This is a genomic window from Chelatococcus sp. KU-N122 (assembly GCF_055391085.1).
The window spans coordinates 5,014,112-5,037,177 of the sequence record NZ_AP043981.1; the positions used below are offsets into that span (position 1 = coordinate 5,014,112).

The window sequence follows — 23,066 nt, forward strand, 5'->3', positions numbered from 1 at the left end:
GACGTCAGCGCGGGCTATCCGCCGGCAGTTGCAGCACGTTGGTGCCGACGGCCGGATCGACGGCCCGCTCGAGGCGCCGATCATGCACGGTGACCGTGATCTCCAGCGATCCGGTGCCGACCTTGAGGCCGAGCAGATGCCCGCCCACGGCGGCGAAATCCTTGCGCCCGGCCACGCCGTGGGCATGAATCGACGGCCGCCCGTCCGCCCAGGCGAGGCTGCCGGTCATGCTGGCCAGCTCCACGTCGTGGAAGGTCCGGGGCAGATACTGCCGGCTATCGAAGTCGAAGAAGCCGAAGGTCACCTCTCCCGCAAAGCCGAAGCCCACGAAGCTGGCCGCCGGAACGGCCTTGTCGACGGCGAGCTGCTCCAGCACGGCGAAGGCGTCGTCTCCTTGCCGTAACACCAGGAGGAAGCCGGTCGGGGTCGCTACGACGCGAACGATGTCGGTGGTTGCGGTCATGGGCGCGTCCTCGGACGGTCGTCGGCGCGACGCCGTCGTCCACCCCGCACGATGCCGGGGCGGGGCGCCGGCGATTGGGCACGAGGCGATCGCCTCGTGCCGCATCATAGCAGACCCGGCAGGTCGTCGGCGGCCCTCCACAGCGCGGCCGCATTCAGCCGGACAGGAGCTGGTTCGTGCTAAGGCAAGGCGGCGGCCGGTCCCGGTCGCGCGCCGGCGATGCCTGCCTTCGGGAGGCGAGCGCCGCGCCGACGACAATGGAGGTGCAGACCATGGCCGACGACCGTCCCCCCAGATTTGCCATCCTCATCGATGCCGACAACACGTCGCCGCGCATCGCCGCGGGCCTGTTCGAGGAGGTGGCCAAATTCGGCGAGGCGAGCGTCCGGCGCATTTATGGCGATTTCTCGGGCCAGCGCCTCAAGTCGTGGGCGGACATCCTGCAGCGATATGCCATCGATGCGCACCAGCAGTTCGCCTACACCACCGGCAAGAACGCATCCGACATCGCGCTCGTGATCGATGCCATGGACCTCATGCACAGCGGCCGGTTCGACGGCTTCTGCCTGGTGTCGTCCGACAGCGATTTCACGCGCCTCGCGTCCCGTCTCCGCGAACAGGGGGCCGATGTCTACGGATTCGGCGAGCGCAAGACCCCGGAGAGCTTCCGGCAGGCCTGCCGCAGGTTCATCTACACCGAGAACCTGCTGCCGGAGAGCCAGGGATCGGCCAGCGACGAAGCGACGGCGCTCAAGCCGCTGCAGCCGTCGAGCGCGGCCGCTGCCATATTGAACAGGGCCATCGCCGAGATGGAGACCGAGGATGGTTGGGTGAGCCTGCGCGCGGTCGGGCAGCGGCTCGCCAACATCGCCTCCGATTTCGATCCTCGCACCTATGGCCATCGCAAGCTGAGCGATCTGGTGCGAAGCACCGAAGCGTTCGATGTCGATCAGGAGGGCCGGGCCATGCGGATCAGGCCGCGGCCGGCGCAACCGTCTCCGAAGGCGGCGCCGGGCGCGCTCCGCAAACGCATGCGCAAATCGACCTGAAGGTCTTGCCGGAGCCCGTTCCTATCGGCGATGTCGAGCCGAACGCGCGTGGGCCCCGCCGCATGACTGCATCGCGGGGCCCTGAGCTTCGTCTTGCGAAGCGTTCTGGTATGCGCCAGCTGTATCGAGACGTGACGGCGCTGGGGTCAGCGTGTCAGCCTCGCAACTCGGTTCGATTGTCGGACGGCACAAATGGCGGCTAACAACTGCGGCTGGCCGTGACCTGCGCCGCGACCTTGCTCCTCGGCAAGGTCATGGAGTTGTGCTTGGGGGACTTCTCCTCACCATCAGTGAGCCGGCGGACGGTGCGTCCGCATCCACTGCTGGCTGCGCCGACCACATGATCAGGAGCCATGTCCTGCAAAGCCTGAGGCCGACTCGCGGCTTCCACAGGAGCAGCCCCGAAATGGTCCGCCAGACGCTCGGACGAGTCAAGGTCGCCGCTTGCCGCGCCCTGGAGACTCCAGGTGCCCGTGAAGCCGGGTTGCGTCCACCCCGTCGCGAAGCGGTCTAAGTCTCTGCCTTGAGCGCGATCTTGCCCAAGGAGCGGTGTCCACTTCTTGGGGTCATGCTCTAGGACGGCCGCCGCTGCTGCTTCTCGTATCGCTTGATCAGGCGCTCGCGCTTGAGGCGCGACAGCCGATCGACCCAGAAGACGCCGTCCAGCTGATCGATCTCATGCTGGTGGCACACGGCGAGCAGGCCGTCGGCCTCCTCGACCTGCGCGGTGCCGTCCAGGTCCTGATAATGCACGCGCACCCGCGCGCACCGCTCGACCTCGTCCGTCGCGCCAGGCATCGAGATGCTGCCCTCCTTGTGCCGGATCCGCTCGTCCGAGCCCCAGGCGATCCGTGGATTGACGTAGGTTCGCGCGTTGCCCGTCGTCAGCTCGAGCACCACGAGCCGGGCGGGAATGCCGATGTGTGGGGCGGTGATGCCGATGCCGGGCGCCGCGCGGAGCGTGTCCAGGAGATCGGCTGCAAGGCTGCGAAGCGCCTCGTCGAAGACGGCTACGGGCTCGGCGACTTGGCGCAGGCGGGGGTCGGGAAATCTTACGATCGGTCGGACCGTCACGGAGCCTCTCTTCGTCGCGAAACCGTCGGGCGGTGTCTCAGTATGCACGACCATGCCGCTTGTCAGCCCGCGCCTGGCCGATAGTTTTAGCTGTGTTCACGATATGTTCTTGACTTTCCGGTGCGCCGGCCCCGAATCGGGGAGGGGAGCTTGAGGAAAGGCGGGAATGATGGCGGCGTGGACCTCGGATACAGCCGGCTGTGGCGCCCATGGCGGTTGGCTCCATGCTCTCTTCTTCGCCTTGATCGCGCCCCCGCTCATCGCGCATGACCTTTCGCGGCGCATCGAGCGCTATCGGTCGCATCTGCGGCTGACGGGCACGCCCACGCCGCCGGCGCTGCTGCATATCTCGCTGAACGGGCTCGGCGCCTTTCGCCGTCCGGACGAGCAGATCATCGCCAGGGCGCGGGAGGCGGCCGGTCGTGTGACGGCCTCACGCTTCGTCGTGAAGTTGGACCGGCTGATCAGCTGGAAGGGCTCGCCGCGGCCGCTGGTCCTGACCGGCGACGAGGGTGTGGTCGGCGTGCGCCGTCTCCATCGCACGATTCACGCCGCCCTGGCGGACGTGGGGCTCGCCGCGCGCACGGTGCGGGAGTTCGAGCCGCACCTGACGCTGCTGCGCGACAGGGCGGAGCTCCGGCCCCAGTGGGTGTCGCCCGTGAGCTGGGAGGTGCGCGAGTTCGTGCTGCTCCATAGCCTCCGTGGCCGGGGGCGCCACGACGTCCTCGGCCGCTGGCCGTTACTCGGGTGAGCCCGCCCGGCGCCGGAGCGGCCGTCCAGGTCAGGCGGCTGCCGGCGCGCCCGCGAGGGCACGGATCTCCTTTTCGTCGAGCGTCTCGGTCTCCAGCAATTGTCGCGCCGAGCGCTCCAGAGCGTCGCGGCGCGACGTCAGCAACGCCACGGCGCGTGTAAAGGCTTCCTCCACGATGCGGCGCACCTCCTCGTCCACGGTGGCGGCGGTTTCGTCGGAATAGGTGCGCTCCTGCGGCCCGTAGTAGGGCTGGTCCCCGGCGATGAAGGAGCGGCGGTCCTTCTCCAGCGCCACGTGTCCGAGCTTCTCGGTCATGCCGTAGCGGGTCACGATCGCCCGGGCGATGTCGGTCACCTTGACGAGATCGTCGGCCGCGCCGGTGGAGAGGTGGCGGAACACGATCCATTCCGCGGCCCGCCCGCCGAGCAGCACCGCCATCTTGTTCTCCAGCTCCTCCCGCGTCATCAGGAAGCGGTCCTCGATGGGGCGCTGGATGGTGTAGCCGAGCGCGCCGACTCCGCGCGGGATGATCGAGACCTTGTGGACGGGATCGACACCGGGCAGCGCCATGGCGACCAGCGCATGGCCCATCTCATGGTAGGCGACGATCTCGCGCTCCTTGGGGTTGAGCAGGCGGTTGCGCTTCTCCAGGCCGGCGACGATCCGCTCGACGGCGTTATTGAAGTCCTCCATCGTCACCGCGTCGGCCTTGCGGCGCGTGGCGAGCAGCGTCGCCTCGTTGACCAGGTTGGCGAGATCCGCGCCGGTGAAGCCCGGTGTCAGGGCGGCGATCTGCTCGGCTGACACGTCGCGCGCCAGTTTCGCCTTCTTCAGGTGCACCTCGAGGATCTGCACGCGGCCGAGCTTGTCCGGCCGGTCGACCAGCACCTGACGGTCGAAGCGCCCGGCCCGCAGCAGGGCCGGATCGAGGATCTCCGGCCGGTTGGTCGCCGCCAGCAGCACCAGCCCGGCGGAGGAATCGAAGCCATCGAGCTCGACGAGCAGCTGGTTCAGCGTCTGCTCCTTCTCGTCGTGGCCGCCGGCCATGGGGCCGATGCCGCGGGCGCGGCCGAGGGCATCGAGCTCGTCGATGAAGATGATGGCGGGAGCCCTGGCGCGGGCCTGCTCGAAGAGGTCGCGCACCCGCGCTGCGCCGACGCCGACGAACATTTCGACGAACTCCGAGCCCGAGATCGAGAAGAACGGCACACGCGCCTCGCCGGCGACCGCCTTGGCGAGCAGCGTCTTGCCGGTGCCGGGCGGGCCGACCAGCAGAACGCCCTTGGGCATGCGCCCGCCGAGCCGGCCGTAGCCCACGGGATCCTTCAGGAAATCGACGATCTCCTTGAGCTCGTCCTTCGCCTCGTCGACGCCGGCGACATCGGCGAAGGTCACGCCCGTGTCGGCCTCCACGTAGACCTTCGCCTTGGACTTGCCGATCTGCATCAGCCCGCCGCCGAACGAGCCGCCCATGCGGCGGAGCACGAAGATCCAGATGCCGGCGAACAGCGCGACCGGGACGATCCAGGAGAGCAGGTCCCGCAGCAGGGTGCTTTCGATCTGCCCCGTCACGACCACGCCGCGCTCCTGGAGCTGCCGCGCCAGATCCGGCTCGACCCGCGTGGTGATGAACGCCGACTTGCCGTCGACCGGCTCCTTGAAGCGGCCCTGGATGAAGCGGTCCGAGACGGCCACCTCGGCGATCTTGCCTTCCGACACATAGCTCTCGAAGCGACTGTAAGGGATCTGCGCGACCTGGGTCGTCGTCGTCATGAGGTATTGGAACGCCAGCAGGCCGATGAAGGCCGCCACCCAGTACCAGATGTTGAACGTCGTCTTCCTGTTGATGTCCATGCAGCAGTGTCCCCTGATCGGCAGCGGCGCGCGTGGATGCCGAAGAGAATATAGGGACATCTTCGCGGTGGCTGCGCGTTGCGGCGCATCAACAGCGCGTCAGCGGGTGCGGCCGAGGTGACGGCAGAAACCGTCGCCCGTCGGCGCGACGACCGCCGACCTTCAAGTCTCGCCGGATAATCCTTCCCGCTTCTGCTCGATTATCGCCGTGGACACGGCGGCCCATCTTACCCGCGTGCCGGATCGGAGCCGGCCGGAGGAGCAGCCATGACCAGCCAGAGCGTCGCCGCAGGCACCGTGCCCGCTTCGCCTGCAACCCCGCCGACCGCTGCCGCTCCGGCAAGCGGGCTGATCATGTGGATCGCCGTGGTCGGCTCGACGCTCGGCGCCTTCATGGCTGTCCTGAACATCCAGATCGTCAACGCCTCGCTGGCCGACATCCAGGGCGCCATCGGCGCCGGCGTCGACGACGGCGGCTGGATCTCGACGTCCTATCTGATTGCCGAGATCGTCGTTATCCCGCTGAGCGGCTGGCTGGTGCAGGTGTTCTCGCTGCGGCTCTACCTGCTGGTCAATGCCATCCTGTTCCTGATCTTCTCGATGGCCTGCGCCTTCGCCACCAATCTGGAGCAGATGATCGTGCTCCGGGCCGTGCAGGGGTTTGCCGGCGGCGTGCTGATCCCGCTGGCGTTCACCATCACCATCACCTTCCTGCCCAAGGCCAAGCAGCCCATCGGCCTGGCCCTGTTTGCGCTGTCGGCGACGTTCGCGCCGGCCATCGGGCCGACGATCGGCGGCTATCTCACCGAGAACTGGGGCTGGCAGTACATCTTCTATGTCAATCTGGTGCCGGGTGCGGTGATGATCGTGATGCTCTGGATCTCGCTGGAGCGCTCGCCCATGCGGCTGGGGCTGCTGGCCCAGGGCGATTGGGCCGGCATCGCCACCATGGCGGTCGGGCTGGCCGCGCTGCAGACGGTGCTGGAGGAGGGCAACAAGGACGATTGGTTCGGATCGCCCTTCATCGTCCGCCTGTCGGTGATCGCTGCCGTGGCGCTGACGCTGTTCATCTGGATCGAGCTCACGAGCAAGCGTCCGCTGCTGAACCTCCGGCTGCTGCTGCGCCGCAACTTCGGCTTCGGCATCGTGGCAAACGCTCTGCTGGGCTTCGCCCTCTACGGCTCGGTGTTCATCCTGCCGCTCTATTTGTCCCGGATCCAGGGCTACAATTCCGAGCAGATCGGCATGGTGCTGGCCTGGACCGGCCTGCCGCAACTGCTGCTCATCCCGCTGGTACCGCGCCTGATGCAGCGCTTCGACGCGCGCTGGGTGATCGCCGTGGGCTTCACCTTGTTCGCCGCCAGCAACTTCATGAACATCCACATGACCGCCGACTATGCCAGCGACCAGCTGTTCTGGCCCAACGTGGTCCGGGCCGTGGGGCAGGCGCTGGTGCTGGCGCCGCTCGCCGCCGTGGCGACGGCCGGCATCGAGAAGGAGAACGCGGGCTCCGCCTCGGCGCTGTTCAACATGATGCGCAACCTCGGCGGGGCCATCGGCATTGCGGCGTTGCAGACCTTCCTCAACAAGCGCGAGCAGTTCCACTCCAACATCCTGACCAACGCGGTGTCGCTGTTCGACGAGGCCACGCGCCAGCGGATCGCCGGGCTGACCGCCTACTTCCAGAGTCATGGCGTCGCCGATCCTGCGCTGGCGACCCACAAGGCCATCGTCGCCATCGGCGCGACGGTGCGCCAGCAGGCCAACGTCATGGCCTTCAGCGACACCTTCTATCTGCTCGGCGCCGCCCTCGTCGTCGCCCTGGTGGCCGTGCTGCTGCTGAAGAAGGCCGACGCCGCCGGGGGCGGCGGCGCCCATTGAACAGCGCGTGCGATTGGCGCAGGCGTCATGCCTCGCCGATCGCGCGCAGCCTGTCGCGGCCGTCAATAGATGTTGGCGACCGGCAGTCCCAGCGCCATGGCGCCGGCATAGTGCGCCTGCGGGCCTGCCTGCAGCGGATGATACCGGGCGCCCTGGATGTCCCTGAAGCGGCGCTCGAGCCCGTGTCGGCGGTAGAAACCCGCTCCGCCCGCCAGCTCCAGCGCCAGCTCCACGGCTTGGATCGCATGCCGTGCCACGAGTGACCGGCCGATCATCACCTCGTTGACCGTATCCGCGTCGGGCGCGTTGCGCGCGACCGTCTCGAGCATCCAGCGATGCGCGAGCTGGGCCGCCCGAAGCTCCGTATCCATCCGCCCGGCGACATCCACCGCATAGGATGCGCCACGCTTGCCCTTCGCCAAGCCGATGGCGATGTCGCGGGCGCTCTCCGCGACGCCCAGATAGGCGGCATAGATGAGCGGGAAGGCGACCGTCGCGATGATCTGGAACAGCGGGTGCCACTCGCCGGCCTTGCGAGTGAGGGCCACCGCGGCGTCGGGCACCATCAGCCCCTCGATGAGCACATCATGGGAGCCGGTGCCGCGCATGCCGAGCGTGCGCCAGGTGTCGGTGACGGTGATTTCCGGGGCGCTCATCGGCGCGGCGAAGTGGATGACCGAGGCGCCGTCCTCAGTCAGCGCCGTCGTCATCAACAGGTCTCCCGCAGGCGAGCCCGACGTGAACACCTTGCGGGCCGAGATGCGATAGCCGCCGTCCACCTTGGTCGCGGTGCCGGAGCCGCCGATCCAATCGGACCCGCCGCTGGAGAGCAGGACGATCCGGTCGGCCGCGATCCGCTTGAGCAGCGGCTCGACGGCAGCGACCTGCCGGTGACGCCAGCGCCAAGCCGGAACGGCGACTTGGTGGGTGTGCATGGCGAAGGCGAGTGCCGTGGAGCCGCAGCCGTGCGCCAGGATGCGCAGCATGCCCGCGAGTTCCTCCACGTCAGCGCCGCCGCCGCCAAGCTCCACCGGGACGCCGGCCTCCATCAGGCCGGCCTGCTTCAGCAGGGCGTAGTTGTCGGCAACGAAGGTATCGCCTTCGTCGTGCGCCGGGGCGCGCTCGGCCAGCTCGGACACGAGCTCGCCCGCGATGTCGATCGCGCTGCGCCGGAGCGTGGATGCCGGAGCCATGGCGGGATGGGTTGAGATATTCAGTGCGCTGACCATGTTCTTCCCCTCCTTGTACTCAAGGTGGGACGTAAGATCGGCGCCAACATCCGTTCAGTCGAGTTCACAAACTGTACTGCCGGCCGTTCCCGCCGGGCTGCTTTCGCCGTACAACTTGTGAGCCCTAGAGCGCTTCTGGATTGGGCGGACTCACCCAATCGCAAGAGAAGCGTTCCAGATTCAAAAGGCTATGAGCATTTTTCTGCCGTTGGATGATCTCATCCGATGGCGAAATGCTCTAGTGTGGCGGATCCGAAATTCGCACCACCTCGGGGCAGCGCTGGGAGCGAATTTCGGATTCCTAAGCCACACTAGCAACTCTATGATTCTAGCGTGGTTTAATGGATCTGAAGTTCCTGAACATTGATGCCATGTGGGGACCAGGAACTTCAGATCCACCACACTAGGGAGTGACCTGTCGATGGAAGAACGTGGAGGTTATGGACAGTTCTGCCCCGTCTCGATGGCATCGGAGATCCTCTGCTCACGCTGGACCACATTGGTCGTTCGCGAAATGCTGTGCGGCACCACACGCTTCAACGACCTGCGCCGCGGTCTGCCGCGCATGTCGCCCGCGCTGCTGTCGAAGCGCCTGAAGGACCTCGAGCGAGCCGAGATCATCCGAGCCGTGCGCGGAGATGGCGGAGCCACCGAGTATCACCTGACGGAGGCGGGCAACGAGCTGCGGCCGATCATCATGGGCATCGGCGCGTGGGGCCAGCGCTGGGTGGAATCCGAGCTGTCGCTGCGCAACCTGGACCCGTCCCTGCTCATGTGGGACATGCGGCGCAACCTCAACCCCGAGCCGCTGCCGCCCAAGCGCTGCACGATTCAGTTTCTGTACCCGGAATTGCCATCGTCGAAGCAGAACTGGTGGCTGATCGTCGACGCCGGGACGGTTGATCTGTGCTCCTTCGATCCCGGCTTCGAGATCGACCTGCTGGTCACCAGCTCGCTCAGAAGCATGACGGCGGTCTGGATGGGCTTGAGCGTCGTGCGCAAGGAGATCGACGCCGGCCGGCTCGAGCTCGACGGCGATCCCAAGATCGCCAGCGCGATGCAGCATTGGCTCGGCCTGAGCCCGTTCGCCCCGGAGCCGCGCCGCGTGGCGTAGCTGGAGGGCCGGGCTTGCGTGCATCGCGGGCTCGCGCGACCTGCGACAGGTCCCGGCATGTCGGGTGGAAGGATGGCGATCTCATCGGTGATCGCCGGCCCTCGGCGGTATCGACATGTCCTGGCTCGCAGGACTGCTCGTCGGCGGGGGCAGCTACCTCCTCCTGCAGCGCATAGCTGCCAGTCGGAGATCGCTCGGCCGCGGCCCCCTGGCCGTCCCCGCCCGGGGCGACCTGCCGACCGCCTGAACCGCACGTCGCCACGGGTCCGCGCCATCCGGCTCCGGCAGTCAGACAGACTGAGCCCCGCATGTGCGGCTCCCGGCGCATCGCCAAGAGTTACACAGAGCTGTGTATTTTAGCTTGACACCGTCTGGCTTCGGCCCGCTCTATCGGGCCGATCCGTGTAACCGAGCATGGCAGATCAAGCTCGGGCCACGGGCGGGAGCGAGCACCCTCATGCGCACACTGCAAGCCGTTCGCCCGATGCTGCCCATACTGGTCGGCACGGCGGTGATGCTCAGCCTCAGCATGGGCTTGCGGCAGAGCCTCGGCATCTTCCTGCAGCCGCTGACGCGCGACGTGGCCATATCGGTCGCCGATTTCACCCTCGCCATCGCCGTCCAGAACCTGGCCTGGGGCTTTCTTCAGCCTGTGGCCGGCGCCTGCGCCGTGCGGTTCGGCTATCGGCCGCTGATGCTGGCCGGTGCGCTGCTCTATGTGCTCGGGCTGGTGCTGCTGGCCACCGCACAGGGGCTGCTCGCCGTCATGATGGGCGCCGGCGTGCTGATCGGCGTATCGCTGGCGTCCACGGCCGCTGCGATCGCGCTCGCCGTCACGGCGCGCGCGGTGCCGCCGGCGATCCGCAGCACCATGCTCGGCGTCGTCTCCGCCGTCGGATCGCTCGGCGCGCTGATGGCCGCGCCGCTGGGGCAGATCCTGAACCAGGGCTTCGGCTGGCGGATCGGCCTGGCGAGCTTCGTCGTGCTGTCGCTGATCATGCTGCCGGCCGCCTGGTACGCGGGCCGGGTCGACCGGATCCCGTTGCCGGCACCGTCGCCGGGGCAGGGGGACGACCAGTCGATGTCGGCGGCGCTCGGGGCGGCCTTCGGCAATGCGTCGTTCGTGGTGATGGCCTGCGCCTACTTCGTCTGCGGCATGCAGCTGGTGTTCATCACCACGCACCTGCCTTCCTACCTCGCGATCTGCGGCATGGACCCCATGCTGAGCGCGGAGACGCTGGGCGTCATCGGCGGCTTCAACGTACTGGGCAGCCTGTTCTTCGGCTGGGCCGGCGAGCGCTGGAACAAGCTTGCGCTGCTCGGCCTGATCTATGTCTGCCGCTCGCTGGTGCTCGGCTGGTACTTCGTGGCGCCCCCGTCGCCGACGTCGACGCTGGTGTTCGGCGCGCTGATGGGCTTCCTCTGGCTCGGCGTCGGGCCGCTGGTCGCCGGCGCCGTCGTCGAGATGTTCGGCCTGAAGTGGCAGGCCATGATCAGCGGCGTCGCCTTCATGAGCCACCAGATCGGCAGCTTCGTCGGCGCCTATGGCGGCGGCGTCATCTATGACAGCCTCGGCTCGTACGGGCTGGCCTGGCAGATCGGTGCGGCAGTCGGCCTGACGGCGGGCGTGGTGCAGATTGCCTTCGCCCTGGCCCGCCCGACGGCGCCGCCGCCGCGGCTGGTGCCGGCATGAGGGGCCGGATCTCCGGCCGCTTCGCTCAGGCCTTCACGCTTCGCTGCGAGGGGCGGGGACCATGGGGTCGCGCAGGCGGTGGGCGGCAATCCCTGACCCGGCGAGCAGCGTGCGGACGGCCGCGAGCGCAGCCTCCGCCACGGCGGGATCACGGCGCACCAGAGCCGTCGCTATGGCACCGTCCAGGAGCAGCATGAGCTGGGAGGCAAGCGAGTCCGCGTCGCGGGCCTGAGCCTCGACGAGCAACTCGCGAAACCAGAGCCGTCGCTGCTCCTTGAATGCGACGGCGACGGCGCGGGCCGGGGGATTGTCATCTCCCACCTCGGCCACCGCGTTGACGAAGGCGCAGCCGCGGAACTCCGCGTGTGCGAAGCCCCGGCCTACCGCCTTGAACAGCCGGAGAATCTGCTCGGCCGGGTCACCCGTGGCCGGGCGCGGCGGCTGCAGCCGCTCCCGCAGGTAGGCGACGACGAGGTCGTCCTTGGAGGGGAAGTGGTTATAGAGGGTGCGTTTGCTGATGCCGGCCTCGGCCGCGATCGTGTCGACGCCGATGGCGCGGATGCCCTGGCCGTAGAAGAGCCGGTCTGCCGTGTCCAGGATCCGCCGTCTCGTTCCCGAGGTATCGCGCGGCTTCATTTGCCCGTGCCGATCCGTGCATGTTCGCATAGGACGCCCGAAGGCGCCGATATGTTTGCACAGACCGGTTTACCAAGTCGAGCGTCGCGGGGCGATGCGGTCGGCGCGAAAGGGCTTGGCCGGGCAGGGGGGACGTCTCGACCCGCTGCTCCGATCGGACGGCTCGCGTGCGCGACGGACGTTCGGGATCAATCCAGTCCCGGGCGCGCCGTGCCGGACGTTTCCAGCGCCTGGACCAGCGTCCAGCCGTAGTCCGCGACGCGGGTGGCCTCGGAGCCGACCTCCCGGGCCTTGTCGCTCGCCGCCGTGCCGTCCATCGCCCGTCGCAGAATGCCCTGGAGGATCGCGGCGATGCGGAACACGCAGAAGATCACGTAATAGTCGAGGTGCTCGATGCCCTCGCGGCCGCTCGTCCGGCAATAGGCGGCGACATATTCGTCCTCGGTGGGAATGCCGGCCCGCGCGAAATCGATGCCCGCCATGCCCAGCAGCAGTCCCCTGGGCATGCGCCACGGCAGCAGATGATAGGCGAAGTCGGCGAGCGGATCGCCGAGCGTGGCGAGTTCCCAGTCGAGCACGGCGGCCACCTCCGGCCTGTCCGGCGCGATCATGATGTTGTTGATGTTGTAGTCGCCGTGCACCAGGCCGGCGGACTGCTGGGGCGGGACGCGGCCCGGCAGCCAATCGGCCAATCGGTCGAGCGCCGGGATCAGGCAGGTGTCGGCGCTGCGGTATTGTTTGGTCCACCTCGTGATCTGCCGCTCAAGGTAATTGCCGCTGCGGCCGAAGTCGCCCAGGCCGATGCGCGCCGGGTCGATGCCGTGCAGCGTGGCGAGGGTGCGGTTGATCGAGGCGTAGATCGATGCGCGTTCGCCAGGCGCCAGATCCGGCATTTCCGGATCCCAGAAGATGCGCCCATCCACGTGATCCATCACGTAGAAGGCGGTGCCGATGATCGTCTCGTCGAGACAAAGCGCTCGCGCGCGGGCGACGGGCACGGGCGTGTCGCTCAGGGCCGTCAGCACCGCAAACTCCCGGTCCACTGCGTGCGCACCGGGCAGCAGCCGGCCGGGCGGCTTGCGCCGCAGGACATAGCGGGCCTCTGGGGTGCGGACGCTGTAGGTCGGATTGGACTGGCCGCCCTTGAAGCGCTCCACTTGGACTGGTCCGCGAAAGCCGCCGACGTGGTCGGCGAGCCAGGCGGCAAGGCGCTGCGTATCGAACCGCTCGTGCGCGGCCAGCCGCTCGGACCTGCTGAAGGCGGCAGCCTCGTCGGCCATTCTCACGGGGCTATCCTCCATGCCTTTGGCGCCGCCGGCGCGCCGGGCCACTGCCTAGATGGTGAGGGCGTGGTCGGGCCTTGTCAGCTCCTGCGCTGCATTGTCGTCGGCGAAGGCCTCGTCCGGCAGCTCCTTGAAGATACGGACGGCGCCGCGGACGTGCCGCCGGCCGGCGAGCTCGGCTTCGGCCGTAAGGCCGCCGCCGATGGCGCGGGCGATGCGCTCGTAGTCGTCCAGCTTGCGCACCTCGGCGCGCCCGAGCAGGCCGCGGAACTGGACCCGCAGCAGGTGCAGGTTGAGCACCTTGAGCAGCCGCTCCAGCTCATGGTTGTCACCCAGCCGCACGACGGCCCGGTGAAAGTCGTTGCGGGCCTGCATGACGGCGAAGGGATCGTCGCCCCGGCTCGCCTTGACCAGACGGTCGAGCGCCTTGCCGATGGGCGCTGCCGCCGCGCCGGCCTTGACGGCCAGCGCCGCCTTGCGAGCAGCGAGCCCGGTGAGCAGTTCGACGATGTCGAGCACGTCGTTCACCTGCCGGCGGCTCAGCGCCCGCACATAGGCACCGCGGTGCAGGGTGAGGGTGACCAGGCCCTCCGCCGACAGGCGCCGCAGTGCTTCGCGCACCGAGCCGCGGCTGACCTTGTGCTCGCGCATCAGGTCCGGTTCCACCAGCCGCTGGCCGGGGACATACTTGCCCGAGATCAGCCCGCGCGTGATGCAGTCGACCACATGATCAGGTGAGCTCAGACGTTGCGCCGGGGCACCGTCGCCGGCTCCATCGGCCGGCGATGCCTCGACCGCCGCCGGCTCCTTCCTGCGCGCTCTCCCAATCAACGCCCTCATCCCGCCATCTGCGATGGGCCGACCCGCACCCGGACTCGGACCGATCGTCCTGCACGCGCGACCGTAGCAGATCGGCCGCGCGGCGCGATCTCTTTGCCCGCCGTGCTTCGTGGCCGGCGGCCGCGCCTCAGCCGAAGTAGCGCCGCAGCTCGCTCCGGGCCACCGTCCGGTTGTGCACTTCATCGGGCCCGTCGCCGAGGCGCAGCGTGCGTGCCAGCGCAAACGCCTTGGTCAGGCCGAAATCCATGGATACGCCACCGCCGCCGTGGGCCTGGATGGCATCGTCGATGATCTTCAGCGCCATGCGCGGGGCGGCGACCTTGATCATGGCGATCTCGGTGCGTGCCTCCTTGTTGCCGACCTTGTCCATCATGTCGGCGGCCTGCAGGACGAGCAGGCGGGTGCGGCTGATGTCGATGCGGGCTTCGGCGATGCGCTGCTCCCAGACCGACTGCTCCACCACGCGCTTGCCGAAGGCGACTCGGGCGTTGAGCCGCCGCACCATCTGCTCCAGCGCGAACTCGGCCAGCCCGATGGTGCGCATGCAGTGGTGGATGCGGCCCGGCCCCAGGCGCCCTTGCGCGATCTCGAAGCCGCGGCCCTCGCCCAGCAGCAGGTTGCCCGCCGGCACCCGCACGTTCTCCAGCAGCACCTCGGCGTGGCCGTAGGGCACCTCGTCGAAGCCGAACACCGGCAGCATGCGCACGATGGTCATGCCCGGCGTGCCGACCGGCACCAGGATCATCGATTGCTGTTGGTGGCGCGGCGCGGACGGGTCGGTCTTGCCCATCACTACGGTGATCTTGCAGCGCGGATCACCCATGCCGGACGAGAACCACTTGCGTCCGTTGATGACGTACTCGTCGCCGTCGCGGCGGATCGAGGTCTCGATGTTGGCGGCATCGGAGGAGGCGACGGCCGGCTCCGTCATCAGGAAGGCGGAGCGGATCTCGCCGTTGAGCAGCGGGCGCAGCCATTGCTCCTTCTGCGCCTTCGAGCCGTAGCGGTGCAGCACCTCCATGTTGCCGGTGTCCGGCGCCGAGCAGTTGAAGCACTCCGACGCGAAGTGCAGGCGGCCCATCTCCTCGGCGCACAGGGCATAGTCGAGGTTGGTGAGCCCGGCGCCGTGGAACGTCTCGTCGTCATGCTCGGGCGAGGGCGGCAGGAACATGTTCCACAGCCCTTCGGCGCGGGCCTTCGCCTTGATGTCCTCGACGATGGGAATGACCTGCCAGCGGTCGTCGCCGAAGGCATCGACCTGCCGGTCGTAGGTCTCGCTCATCGGATAGATGTGAGCATCCATGAACGCGCGCACGCGGTCGCGCCAATAGCGCTGCCGCTCGGACATCGAAAAGTCCACCTTGCCCTCCCATAGGTCTTATTCGTCGGGCGAGATCGTCCGACGATTTTGTTCACAGGTCAAGTGTGGAAGCGACGCCTCACTCAGCAGGAAGCCATGGGATGAGCGCTGATGCTGGCGCGTGCCTCCAGGTCGGCAGGCTTCCACCGTCGATTTGACGGCAAGATCCGGAGTGCGCGTGTCCCGTAGCCGTTCGAAGGATACCACCCGTAGAATCGGTGGAGAGCCCAATGTCGCTGTACAACAGGAACGCCGTCTCGAGATGGTTCGCGGAAGTATGGGGGGCGGCTTGGAACCCGGACGTCATAGACGAGCTCGGCGCTCCGGACGTTGTGCTGCGAAATCCTCTGTTCGAGCCAATTGAGGGACGCGCGTGCCTCATCGGCTTTATGGGAGACCTGCGCACGGCCTTTCCCGATCTGAGCTTCTCGCCCGTGGGCGGACTTCTCGTTGATGGTCATTACGCCGTTCAGCGATGGAAGGGCGGCGGTACGCATACGGGGCCCGCATATAGCGGCTTCAGAATGGGGTCCCTGCCGGCGGCCACCCGGAAGGCGTTTAATGTCGCGGGAACGACGATCTACCGGCTCGATGACGGTTATATCGCCGAGGAAATTTGCCAGGCGGATGGTCTGACAGCGATGCTGCAGCTCGGATTGATCCGGCTGCCCGAGTTGCAAGTATCAGACGCCCCGGCACGACCTTTTGGCGAGTTGCCGCATGGGTGGACGAGCAAAGAATTCATGACCAGGCGTCCGACGAGCAATATCTCGGCGCGCAGGGATGGTTGGATGAGCAACGTTCCCATCAAATAAGGGGTGACACCGAGTCACTTGGGCTGTCTCACCGTTGAGAGTTTCTGCGCTTCTAGAGCATTTCTCTGCAATTGGATGAGATCATCCAATTGCAGAGAAATGCTCATAAATTTTTGAATCCGGAGTGCTTTTCCGCGATTGGGTGATTCCACCCAATCGCAAAGCGCTCGAGCCTCCACCCATCACCAGCTCCTGAGGGGCGCCAACCGCGACGCGGCAGCCTGTTGTCGGAGCCGGAGATACCAGCGCGGTGGTCCCTGTCGGGACGGTGCAGGCCGCCTGTCGCGTGGAGAACGACGCATGCAGCTTGTCAGGATGAAGGACGGACGAATCGGTCTTCTTACGCTTCTGCACAGAGGACCATATGTCATCGACATCGCAAACAGTCTGGCTGTATTTGCGCCGCACGACCTCTTGTCGAGCGGTCTTCTTAGGGGCGTGCTGAAGGACGACGGCGACTGGTCGTCGATAGTCAAGCACTCAGGCTATCTCCGTGGGCCGCTGAAGAAGCTCGCCAGCATCGCAAGAGCCGATCCAGACCATCCCGCCTTGGCGTTGCAGCCCTATACCGAGCAACTCCCGGAAAGCGGCGCCGCCGATCAGGTCATCGCGATTGAAATCGCGAACACGGATCCGCCGCTCCCAAGCGCGTCGCGGCGCCAGGACAGCTCGAGCGAACGGCGAGCAGCCCGTGTCGGGGAAGCCGCTGAGATCATCGATTTCCCCCATCGCGACAGAACCGGAAGATGTGGGCGGTGACCGCGTCCGGCGAGATGGTGCGGAACTCGCGCAGCGTCGGCTCGGCCACGGCGCTTGTCACACGCGGGCTCGGGCTTACTACCGCTGGAGCGAGACCCAGACGGCCCGGGCGACGGCGATGAGCGCGCCGTCGCGGTCGTGCAGGGCGGTGCCGGCGACATGCTTGCGGCCGTCGTGGCCAATGGCCCAGCCGGTGACGACGATCGGCTCGTCGACCGGCGGGCGGCGCACGATGTCGGCCGCCAGCCGGCCGAGGACGGCCGGTCCCGACCGGTGCTCGACGGCGAAGTAGCCGGGGCAATCGAGCGCCGCCCAGAGGAACTCGCTGCGCACCAGGCCGTCGGCGTCGCCGAGGTTGTCGGCCGGGCGCCAATGGGCGCCGACTTGGGCGCTCTCGCCCGGAATGGTCGCCGCGAAGATGCGTAGCCCGTCGCCGTGCGCCCGCTGCGGCCCGCACACGAAGCACGTCGGAAACACATGGTCGCTGAAGCCCTTGTAGCCCTTCTCGGCGGCGAGGGCGGTCTCCACGGTCGGCGCGCGCGGCGGCTGTAGCTCCGCCGAGGTCGCAAAGGCGGACGCGAGCAGGATGCCGTCGTCCGTCAGAGCCGCCCTGTCGCCGCTGACGTCGAGATTCAGGTCGCGGTCGAGCGGCGGAGGCCGGTGCAGGGTGACTTCGCAGCCGCTGCCGCCGAAGGCCTGCGCTACCACGCCCGCGACGTAGCCGCCGTTGCCGCTCTGCGGCGGGCCCCGAAAACGCGCGTCGATGCGGACCGTCGCCATGGCGGGTTCCTCTGCTTCCTGCGGCGGCCGGATGCCGCCTCCGCGTGGGCTTGGCTACGGGCGTTTGCCGCGTCGATCAAGCCCGCCGCGGTCGACCGCGGCGGGCCACAAAGAAGCGAAATTGGTGCCGGGCGTCCCGGACGGACGTCAGACGTAGCGGGGAATGGGTCCGTCTTGCGGCGTCACGTTGCCGTCGAGGTCGATGAACACCTCGTCCACATAGCACCAGCCCCAGCCCTCGGGCGGATCGTAGCCTTCGATGATCGGGTGGCCGGTGGCCCGGAAGTGCGCGGTGGCGTGGCGGCCGGGCGACTGGTCGCAGCAGCCCACGTGGCCGCAGGTGCGGCAGATACGCAGGTGCACCCAGTGGCCGTCCGTCTTCAGGCAGTCCTCGCAGCCCCTGGCGCTGGGCTTGACGACGGCGATGGTGCGCAGATGCGAGCAGGTATCGGCCATGGGGTCCTCACGCGACGCCGGGGTTGAGGAAGCGGTGGATCGCCTGAACGACGACCGAGCCTTCGCCGACGCCGGAGGCGACCCGCTTCACCGAGCCGGAGCGGACGTCGCCGACGGCGAAGACGCCGGCCATGGTCGTGGCGTAGGGCGACGCCAGCGCCTGGCCCTGGTCGTCCCGGCCGGTCTGCACGAAGCCCTTGCCGTCGAGCCGCAGGCAGCCGTTGAGCCAGTCGGTGTTCGGCTCGGCGCCGATCATCAGGAAGAGGTTGGCGATCGCCCGGCTCGTGCTCGCGCCCGTGCTGCGGTCGGTGAAGGTGACGCGGCGCAGGTAGGTGTCGCCTTCGAGCTCCGTCACTTCGGTGAACGGATGGACGGTGATCTCGGGCGACGTCATAATGCGCTGGACTAGGTAGTCCGACATGGTCTCGGCCAGCCGGGCGCCACGCACGACGATGTGGACGTGGCGCACTGTGCGCGACAGGAAGACCGCCGCCTGGCCCGCCGAGTTGCCGCCGCCGATCACGGCAACCTCTTCGCCCTCGCAGAGCCGCGCCTCCATGGCGGTGGCGGCATAGTGGATGCCCTGGCCTTCGTACTTGGCGAAATTGTCGAGATCGAGCTTGCGATACCGTGCGCCGGTGGCAACCACGACCGCGCAGGCCTTGACCTGCTGCCCATTGTCGAGGGCCAGCCGGTAGGGGCGCTCCGCACAGTCGAGGCTCGTCACCACCCGGGCGAGCGCCAGCCGCGCGCCGAACTTCTGGGCCTGCGCTTGGGCGCGCCCGGCCAGCGCCTGGCCGGATATGCCGGTGGGAAAGCCGAGATAGTTCTCGATCTTCGACGAGGTCCCCGCCTGGCCGCCCGGGGCGATGCTCTCCAGCACGATCGTCGACAGTCCTTCGGAAGCGGCATAGACGGCCGCCGCCAGCCCCGCCGGCCCGGCGCCGACCACCGCCACGTCGTAGACGGTGGCGGGGTCGATGGCCTCGGTCAGCCCCAGCGCGTCGGCCAGCGACGCCGTGCTCGGGTTGCGCAGCAAATGGTGGCCGGGCAGCACCAGCACCGGCAGGCAGGCCGGCGTCAGCTCGAAGCAATCGAGGAAGCCCCCGGCCTCCGGATCCTCCTCCGTGTCGAGCAGCCGGAAGGGATAGCCGTTGCGCGTCATGAAGCGCTGCAGGCGCAGCGTGTCGCTGGCGTGCCCCCGTCCGATCAGCACCACGCCGCCGTGCACGTGGCGGATGAAGCCGACGCGCCGCAGGATGAAGGCGCGCATGATGACCTCGCCGATATCGGGCTCGGCCGAGATCAGGCGGCGGAAATCGGCGCGCTTGATCCGGATCACCCGGGTCAAGCCCCTGGCCCGGCCGGAGACGAGGATCTGGCGGTCGTTGAACAGGTCCATCTCGCCGGTGAACTGCCCGGCGTCGTGTGTCGCGAAGACGTGGGGCGTGTCGTGCTCGTCGCGGTCGAAGATCTCGATCATGCCGTCGAGCACGACGAAGAAGTCGACGCTGCGCTGGCCTCGCTCGAAGACCAGCGCGCCCTCCGTCAGCGTCTCCTCCGCGCCGTAGCCCGCGACCCGCCGCATCATGTCCGCGCTCAGGTGTGGGAACGTCTGCGCTTCACGCGCGTAGGGGTCGTCGGGATCGAGCTTGAGGCCGCTGGTCGTCGTATCTGCCATGGTGCGATTTTATGTCCGCTGCGGTGCAATGGCGAGGGGCGGGCTTGTCAGATCGCACGGGTGCTTGCCATTCATCGTCGAAGGGCTGAAGCTCCCGCCCAAAATGGGAGGAAGCGATGCGGACCGAGCAATCCGCGCATATCGACGAGCTCGTTCGTGTCGCGAGCGGGCACACGACCAGCCGCGACCCCATCATCCAGGCGTCGTGGCAACGCTGCGTCGCCGAGCACAAGCTCGATCCGGCAACGCTGCGGGACGCCTGCATCGTCACGCACGAGCGCCTGCGCGAGCACCAGGATGCCATGGACGAGTTCCTGCACACCGCGCGCTTCGGTGTGGAGACGCTCTACCGGCAGGTGGCCGGGCTCGGCTATGTCCTGCTGCTGACCGACGCCAAAGGCATCACCGTCGACTTCATCGGAGATCCCACGTTCAACAGCAGCCTGATGCGGGCCGGGCTCTATCTCGGCGCCGATTGGAACGAGCCTCATGCCGGCACCTGCGCCGTGGGCACCTGCATCGCCGCGCGCGAGGCGCTGGTCGTGCACCAGAGCGACCATTTCGACGCCACGCATATCCCGCTGACCTGCACCGCGGCGCCGGTGTTCGACCCGCGCGGCGATCTCGCCGCGGTTCTCGACATCTCGGCCCTGCGCTCGCCGGAGCCGAAGGAGAGCCAGTTTCTCGCCCTGGAGCTCGTGAAGTCGTATGCGCACAAGATCGAGGTCGCGAACCTGCTCAACCGCTTCCGGCACGAGTGGATCCTGAAGCTGTCCGCGTCGCTGGAGTTCGCCGACATCGATCCCGACGTGGTGCTGGCGATCGATGCGGCCGGGCGCATCATCGGCTTCAACAATCGGGCGCGGACGCTGCTGGTCCGGGAGGTGCGCGCCGATCCGCGTGCAGTGGCCCTCTTCGGCCGCACGATCGGCGAGATCTTCGATATCGACGTCGACGACCTGCCGCGCTTTGCCCACTCGCGGCCGATGTCGCAACGCGTCGTCAGGCTGCGCAGCAGCGGGACGCCCCTGTTCGCATTGAGCCTGCCGCCACCGCCGCAGACCCCGGCCCGCACGGCTGCCAAGGCCGCGGTGCCGGTGCCGCTGCCGCTCCGGGCGCTCTTCGACGATGACCCGGCGATGGAGGCCGTGGTGGTGCGGGCCGCCAAGCTGGTCAACGCGCAGATGAGCCTGCTCGTCCAGGGCGAGACGGGGACGGGCAAGGAGTATCTGGCCAAGGCCTTGCACGCGTCGAGCGCACGGGCGGGCAAGCCGTTCATCGCGGTCAATTGTGCGGCGCTGCCCGAAAACCTGATCGAAGCCGAGCTGTTCGGCTACGAGCCCGGCTCCTTCACCGGCGCGACCGCCCGGGGCAAGAAGGGGCTCGTCGTCGAGGCCGACGGCGGTACGCTGTTTCTCGACGAGATCGGCGACATGCCCACCGCCGCCCAGACGCGGCTCCTGCGCGTGCTCGCCGAGCGCGAGGTCACGCCCATCGGCCGCACCAAGCCGGTCCCGGTCAATATCCGCGTCATCGCCGCCACCCACCGCGACCTCGTGGCGGAGGTCAAGGCGGGTCGCTTCCGCGACGATCTCTATTTCCGCCTGAACGGTGCCGTGCTGGCGCTGCCGGCCCTGCGCCAGCGGGGCGACTTCGAATGGCTCGTCGCCCGTCTGCTGACGGAACGGACAGCCAGGCCGGGAGCGCGGGACGGCGCCATCGGCTTGACGTCCGCCGCCCTCGACGCCCTGCGGGCCTATCCGTGGCCGGGCAACATCCGCGAGCTCGCCAATGCGCTCGACTACGCCAGCGCGGTCGCGAGCGGCGGACTGATCCACCTGGACGATCTGCCCGACGGCATCCGGCGCACGGCGCCCGACGACGGCTGGCTCGCGCCGGCGCTCGCATCCGCCGCGCCGGGATCGGTGTCCGCACCGCTGGACACCGCCGCGCGGCTGGCGAGGGCGCTCGCCGCCCATCGCTGGAATGTGTCGGCAACCGCGCGCGAGCTCGGGCTCGATCGCACCACGGTGCATCGGCAGATGCGGCGGTTCGGCATCGTGCCGCCGCATCGGCGCGACAATGGGGTGCCGTAGCCGCGGCGGGCGCGGCCGGGGACGGCGCCACACCTGTTGCGCCATGCGCCGCAGGTGCTGCGGCCGCGCCACACTTGCGGATCCGGCTGTATTTAAAAATATCTTTTAATAACAATAATTTACGACATAGTATGTGGCTGGCATAGGGCTTGCCATCTTTCCCGCAGCAAAAGTGCGAGGGAAGGAAACAGATGCCGCTGGTCGGTATCATCGCCAATCCGGTTTCGGCGCGCGACATCAGGCGCGTCGTCGCCAGCGCGTGCGGGCTGCAGATCAGCGACCGCGCCAACATCGTGCTGCGGGCGCTCGCCGGGCTGGCCGCCGCGGGCGTCGATCACGCCTTGATGATGCCGGATCGCGGCGGCATCGGCGCCGCCGTCGTGCGCGGTCTCGAACGCGCCCATGCGCAAGGCGAGAAGCGCTTTCCGAAGCTGTCCTTCCTCGACATGAAGCCCATCGGAACGGTGGCGGACACCCACCGCGCGGCCGGCCTGCTGCACGACGTCGGTGCCGAGGCCATCGTCGTGCTGGGGGGAGACGGCACGCACCGCGCCGTCGTCGCCGGCTGCGGGCCGGTGCCGATCGCCGGCATCTCGACCGGGACCAACAATGCCTTTCCCCAGGCATGCGAGCCGACCGTGACGGGCCTGGCCACGGGGCTTGCCGTCTCCGGGGCCATCCCGGATCGCATCGCCTTTGCACCGAACAAGCTGATCCGCGTCAGCGTCGACGGGGCGCCACCGGAGCTCGCGCTGGTGGATGTGGCCGTGGTCACGGACCGCTTTGTCGGCGCCCGGGCCTTGTGGCGGTCGGACACCTTTCGCGAGCTGTTCGTCACCTTCGCCGACCCGCAGGCCATCGGCATGTCCGCGATCGCCGGACTGCTCGAGCCGATCGCCCGCGACGAGCCCGGCGGGCTGATGGCCCGCCTCTGCCCGGCCGATCGCGCGCCGGGCGTCGTCCATGCCCCCATCGGCCCGGGCCTGGTCGAGGCCATCGGCATCGAGGACTGGCGCCGGATGCCGTCCGGTGTGCCGTTCGTCGTGAGCCAGAACGCCGGCGCCATCGCGCTCGACGGCGAGCGGGAGCTGTTCTTCGACGCGCATCAGACCGTGACCGTCGCGCTGGTCGAGAACGCCTTCCGCACCGTCGACACCGCGGCGGTGATGCGCTTCGCCGCGACCGGCGGCCTCATGCGCACCGCCGAGCCGAGCGTGCTGCCGTCAGAAGTCTAGCCCCAGGAGGAAACGTC

Annotated in this window: 20 protein-coding genes; 9 read left to right on the top strand and 11 right to left on the bottom strand. The window is 68.2% G+C overall.

Annotation, left to right across the window (positions count from 1 at the left end; all coding sequences use genetic code 11):
* Positions 1-4: 4 nt before the first annotated feature.
* Positions 5-463, bottom strand: coding sequence for a PPC domain-containing DNA-binding protein (locus tag ACZ5PO_RS22615; RefSeq protein ID WP_464184064.1), 459 nt, complete (start codon positions 461-463; stop codon positions 5-7).
* Positions 464-735: 272 nt separating this feature from the next.
* On the opposite strand from ACZ5PO_RS22615, the gene ACZ5PO_RS22620 reads away from it, so the two are divergent.
* Positions 736-1,512, top strand: a complete 777-nt coding sequence (locus ACZ5PO_RS22620) for an NYN domain-containing protein (RefSeq protein ID WP_464184065.1) — start codon at positions 736-738, stop codon at positions 1,510-1,512.
* 573 nt (positions 1,513-2,085) lie between these two features.
* Here the strand turns inward: ACZ5PO_RS22620 and ACZ5PO_RS22625 are convergent.
* A complete protein-coding gene (locus ACZ5PO_RS22625; RefSeq protein WP_464184067.1) occupies positions 2,086-2,586 on the bottom strand; it encodes a peptide deformylase in 501 nt (166 codons plus the stop codon).
* Positions 2,587-2,752: 166 nt separating this feature from the next.
* Between ACZ5PO_RS22625 and ACZ5PO_RS22630 the strand changes: the two genes are divergently transcribed.
* Positions 2,753-3,337, top strand: a complete 585-nt coding sequence (locus tag ACZ5PO_RS22630; protein ID WP_464184069.1) for a 2'-5' RNA ligase family protein — start codon at positions 2,753-2,755, stop codon at positions 3,335-3,337.
* A gap of 30 nt (positions 3,338-3,367) precedes the next feature.
* Here the strand turns inward: ACZ5PO_RS22630 and ftsH are convergent, their stop codons facing one another.
* Complete coding sequence (gene ftsH, locus ACZ5PO_RS22635) at positions 3,368-5,191, bottom strand: ATP-dependent zinc metalloprotease FtsH (RefSeq protein ID WP_464184070.1); 1,824 nt, start codon at positions 5,189-5,191, stop codon at positions 3,368-3,370.
* Between the two features lie 267 nt (positions 5,192-5,458).
* Between ftsH and ACZ5PO_RS22640 the strand changes: the two genes are divergently transcribed.
* Positions 5,459-7,072: an MDR family MFS transporter gene (locus tag ACZ5PO_RS22640; RefSeq protein WP_464184071.1), complete on the top strand. Its 1,614-nt coding sequence runs from the start codon at positions 5,459-5,461 to the stop codon at positions 7,070-7,072.
* A 62-nt stretch (positions 7,073-7,134) separates the two neighbouring features.
* On the opposite strand, the gene ACZ5PO_RS22645 is transcribed toward ACZ5PO_RS22640, so the two are convergent.
* The gene (locus ACZ5PO_RS22645) at positions 7,135-8,301 is read right to left on the bottom strand and encodes an acyl-CoA dehydrogenase family protein (RefSeq protein WP_464184073.1); all 1,167 of its coding nucleotides are present in this window, start codon (positions 8,299-8,301) and stop codon (positions 7,135-7,137) included.
* A 421-nt stretch (positions 8,302-8,722) separates the two neighbouring features.
* Here ACZ5PO_RS22645 and ACZ5PO_RS22650 point away from each other — a divergent pair, with 421 nt between their 5' ends.
* Complete coding sequence (locus tag ACZ5PO_RS22650; RefSeq protein ID WP_464184075.1) at positions 8,723-9,415, top strand: winged helix-turn-helix transcriptional regulator; 693 nt, start codon at positions 8,723-8,725, stop codon at positions 9,413-9,415.
* Positions 9,416-9,872: 457 nt separating this feature from the next.
* A complete protein-coding gene (locus ACZ5PO_RS22655) occupies positions 9,873-11,108 on the top strand; it encodes an MFS transporter (RefSeq protein ID WP_464184077.1) in 1,236 nt (411 codons plus the stop codon).
* 33 nt (positions 11,109-11,141) lie between these two features.
* Here the strand turns inward: ACZ5PO_RS22655 and ACZ5PO_RS22660 are convergent, their stop codons facing one another.
* The 4 genes from ACZ5PO_RS22660 to ACZ5PO_RS22675 form a co-directional block, all read right to left on the bottom strand.
* The gene (locus tag ACZ5PO_RS22660) at positions 11,142-11,744 is read right to left on the bottom strand and encodes a TetR/AcrR family transcriptional regulator (RefSeq protein ID WP_464184078.1); all 603 of its coding nucleotides are present in this window, start codon (positions 11,742-11,744) and stop codon (positions 11,142-11,144) included.
* A gap of 188 nt (positions 11,745-11,932) precedes the next feature.
* Positions 11,933-13,024, bottom strand: a complete 1,092-nt coding sequence (locus ACZ5PO_RS22665) for a phosphotransferase family protein (protein ID WP_464196994.1) — start codon at positions 13,022-13,024, stop codon at positions 11,933-11,935.
* Positions 13,025-13,078: 54 nt separating this feature from the next.
* Complete coding sequence (locus ACZ5PO_RS22670) at positions 13,079-13,867, bottom strand: GntR family transcriptional regulator (RefSeq protein WP_464184079.1); 789 nt, start codon at positions 13,865-13,867, stop codon at positions 13,079-13,081.
* Positions 13,868-13,994: 127 nt separating this feature from the next.
* A complete protein-coding gene (locus ACZ5PO_RS22675) occupies positions 13,995-15,227 on the bottom strand; it encodes an acyl-CoA dehydrogenase family protein (protein WP_464184081.1) in 1,233 nt (410 codons plus the stop codon).
* Positions 15,228-15,457: 230 nt separating this feature from the next.
* Between ACZ5PO_RS22675 and ACZ5PO_RS22680 the strand changes: the two genes are divergently transcribed.
* Positions 15,458-16,042: an ester cyclase gene (locus ACZ5PO_RS22680; RefSeq protein ID WP_464184083.1), complete on the top strand. Its 585-nt coding sequence runs from the start codon at positions 15,458-15,460 to the stop codon at positions 16,040-16,042.
* Positions 16,043-16,342: 300 nt separating this feature from the next.
* Positions 16,343-16,801: a hypothetical protein gene (locus ACZ5PO_RS22685; RefSeq protein ID WP_464184084.1), complete on the top strand. Its 459-nt coding sequence runs from the start codon at positions 16,343-16,345 to the stop codon at positions 16,799-16,801.
* Between the two features lie 78 nt (positions 16,802-16,879).
* Here ACZ5PO_RS22685 and ACZ5PO_RS22690 read toward each other — a convergent pair whose 3' ends face one another.
* The 3 genes from ACZ5PO_RS22690 to ACZ5PO_RS22700 all read right to left on the bottom strand — a co-directional run bounded on the left by ACZ5PO_RS22690 (position 16,880) and on the right by ACZ5PO_RS22700 (position 19,718).
* Positions 16,880-17,581, bottom strand: coding sequence for a hypothetical protein (locus ACZ5PO_RS22690; RefSeq protein WP_464184086.1), 702 nt, complete (start codon positions 17,579-17,581; stop codon positions 16,880-16,882).
* 147 nt (positions 17,582-17,728) lie between these two features.
* Complete coding sequence (locus ACZ5PO_RS22695) at positions 17,729-18,037, bottom strand: UBP-type zinc finger domain-containing protein (protein ID WP_464184087.1); 309 nt, start codon at positions 18,035-18,037, stop codon at positions 17,729-17,731.
* 7 nt (positions 18,038-18,044) lie between these two features.
* Positions 18,045-19,718, bottom strand: a complete 1,674-nt coding sequence (locus ACZ5PO_RS22700) for an FAD-dependent oxidoreductase (RefSeq protein ID WP_464184089.1) — start codon at positions 19,716-19,718, stop codon at positions 18,045-18,047.
* 116 nt (positions 19,719-19,834) lie between these two features.
* On the opposite strand from ACZ5PO_RS22700, the gene ACZ5PO_RS22705 reads away from it, so the two are divergent.
* On the top strand, positions 19,835-21,814 hold the full coding sequence (locus ACZ5PO_RS22705) for a sigma-54-dependent Fis family transcriptional regulator (protein ID WP_464184091.1): 1,980 nt from the start codon (positions 19,835-19,837) through the stop codon (positions 21,812-21,814).
* 191 nt (positions 21,815-22,005) lie between these two features.
* A complete protein-coding gene (locus tag ACZ5PO_RS22710) occupies positions 22,006-23,049 on the top strand; it encodes an ATP-NAD kinase family protein (RefSeq protein WP_464184093.1) in 1,044 nt (347 codons plus the stop codon).
* Positions 23,050-23,066 lie beyond the last annotated feature (17 nt).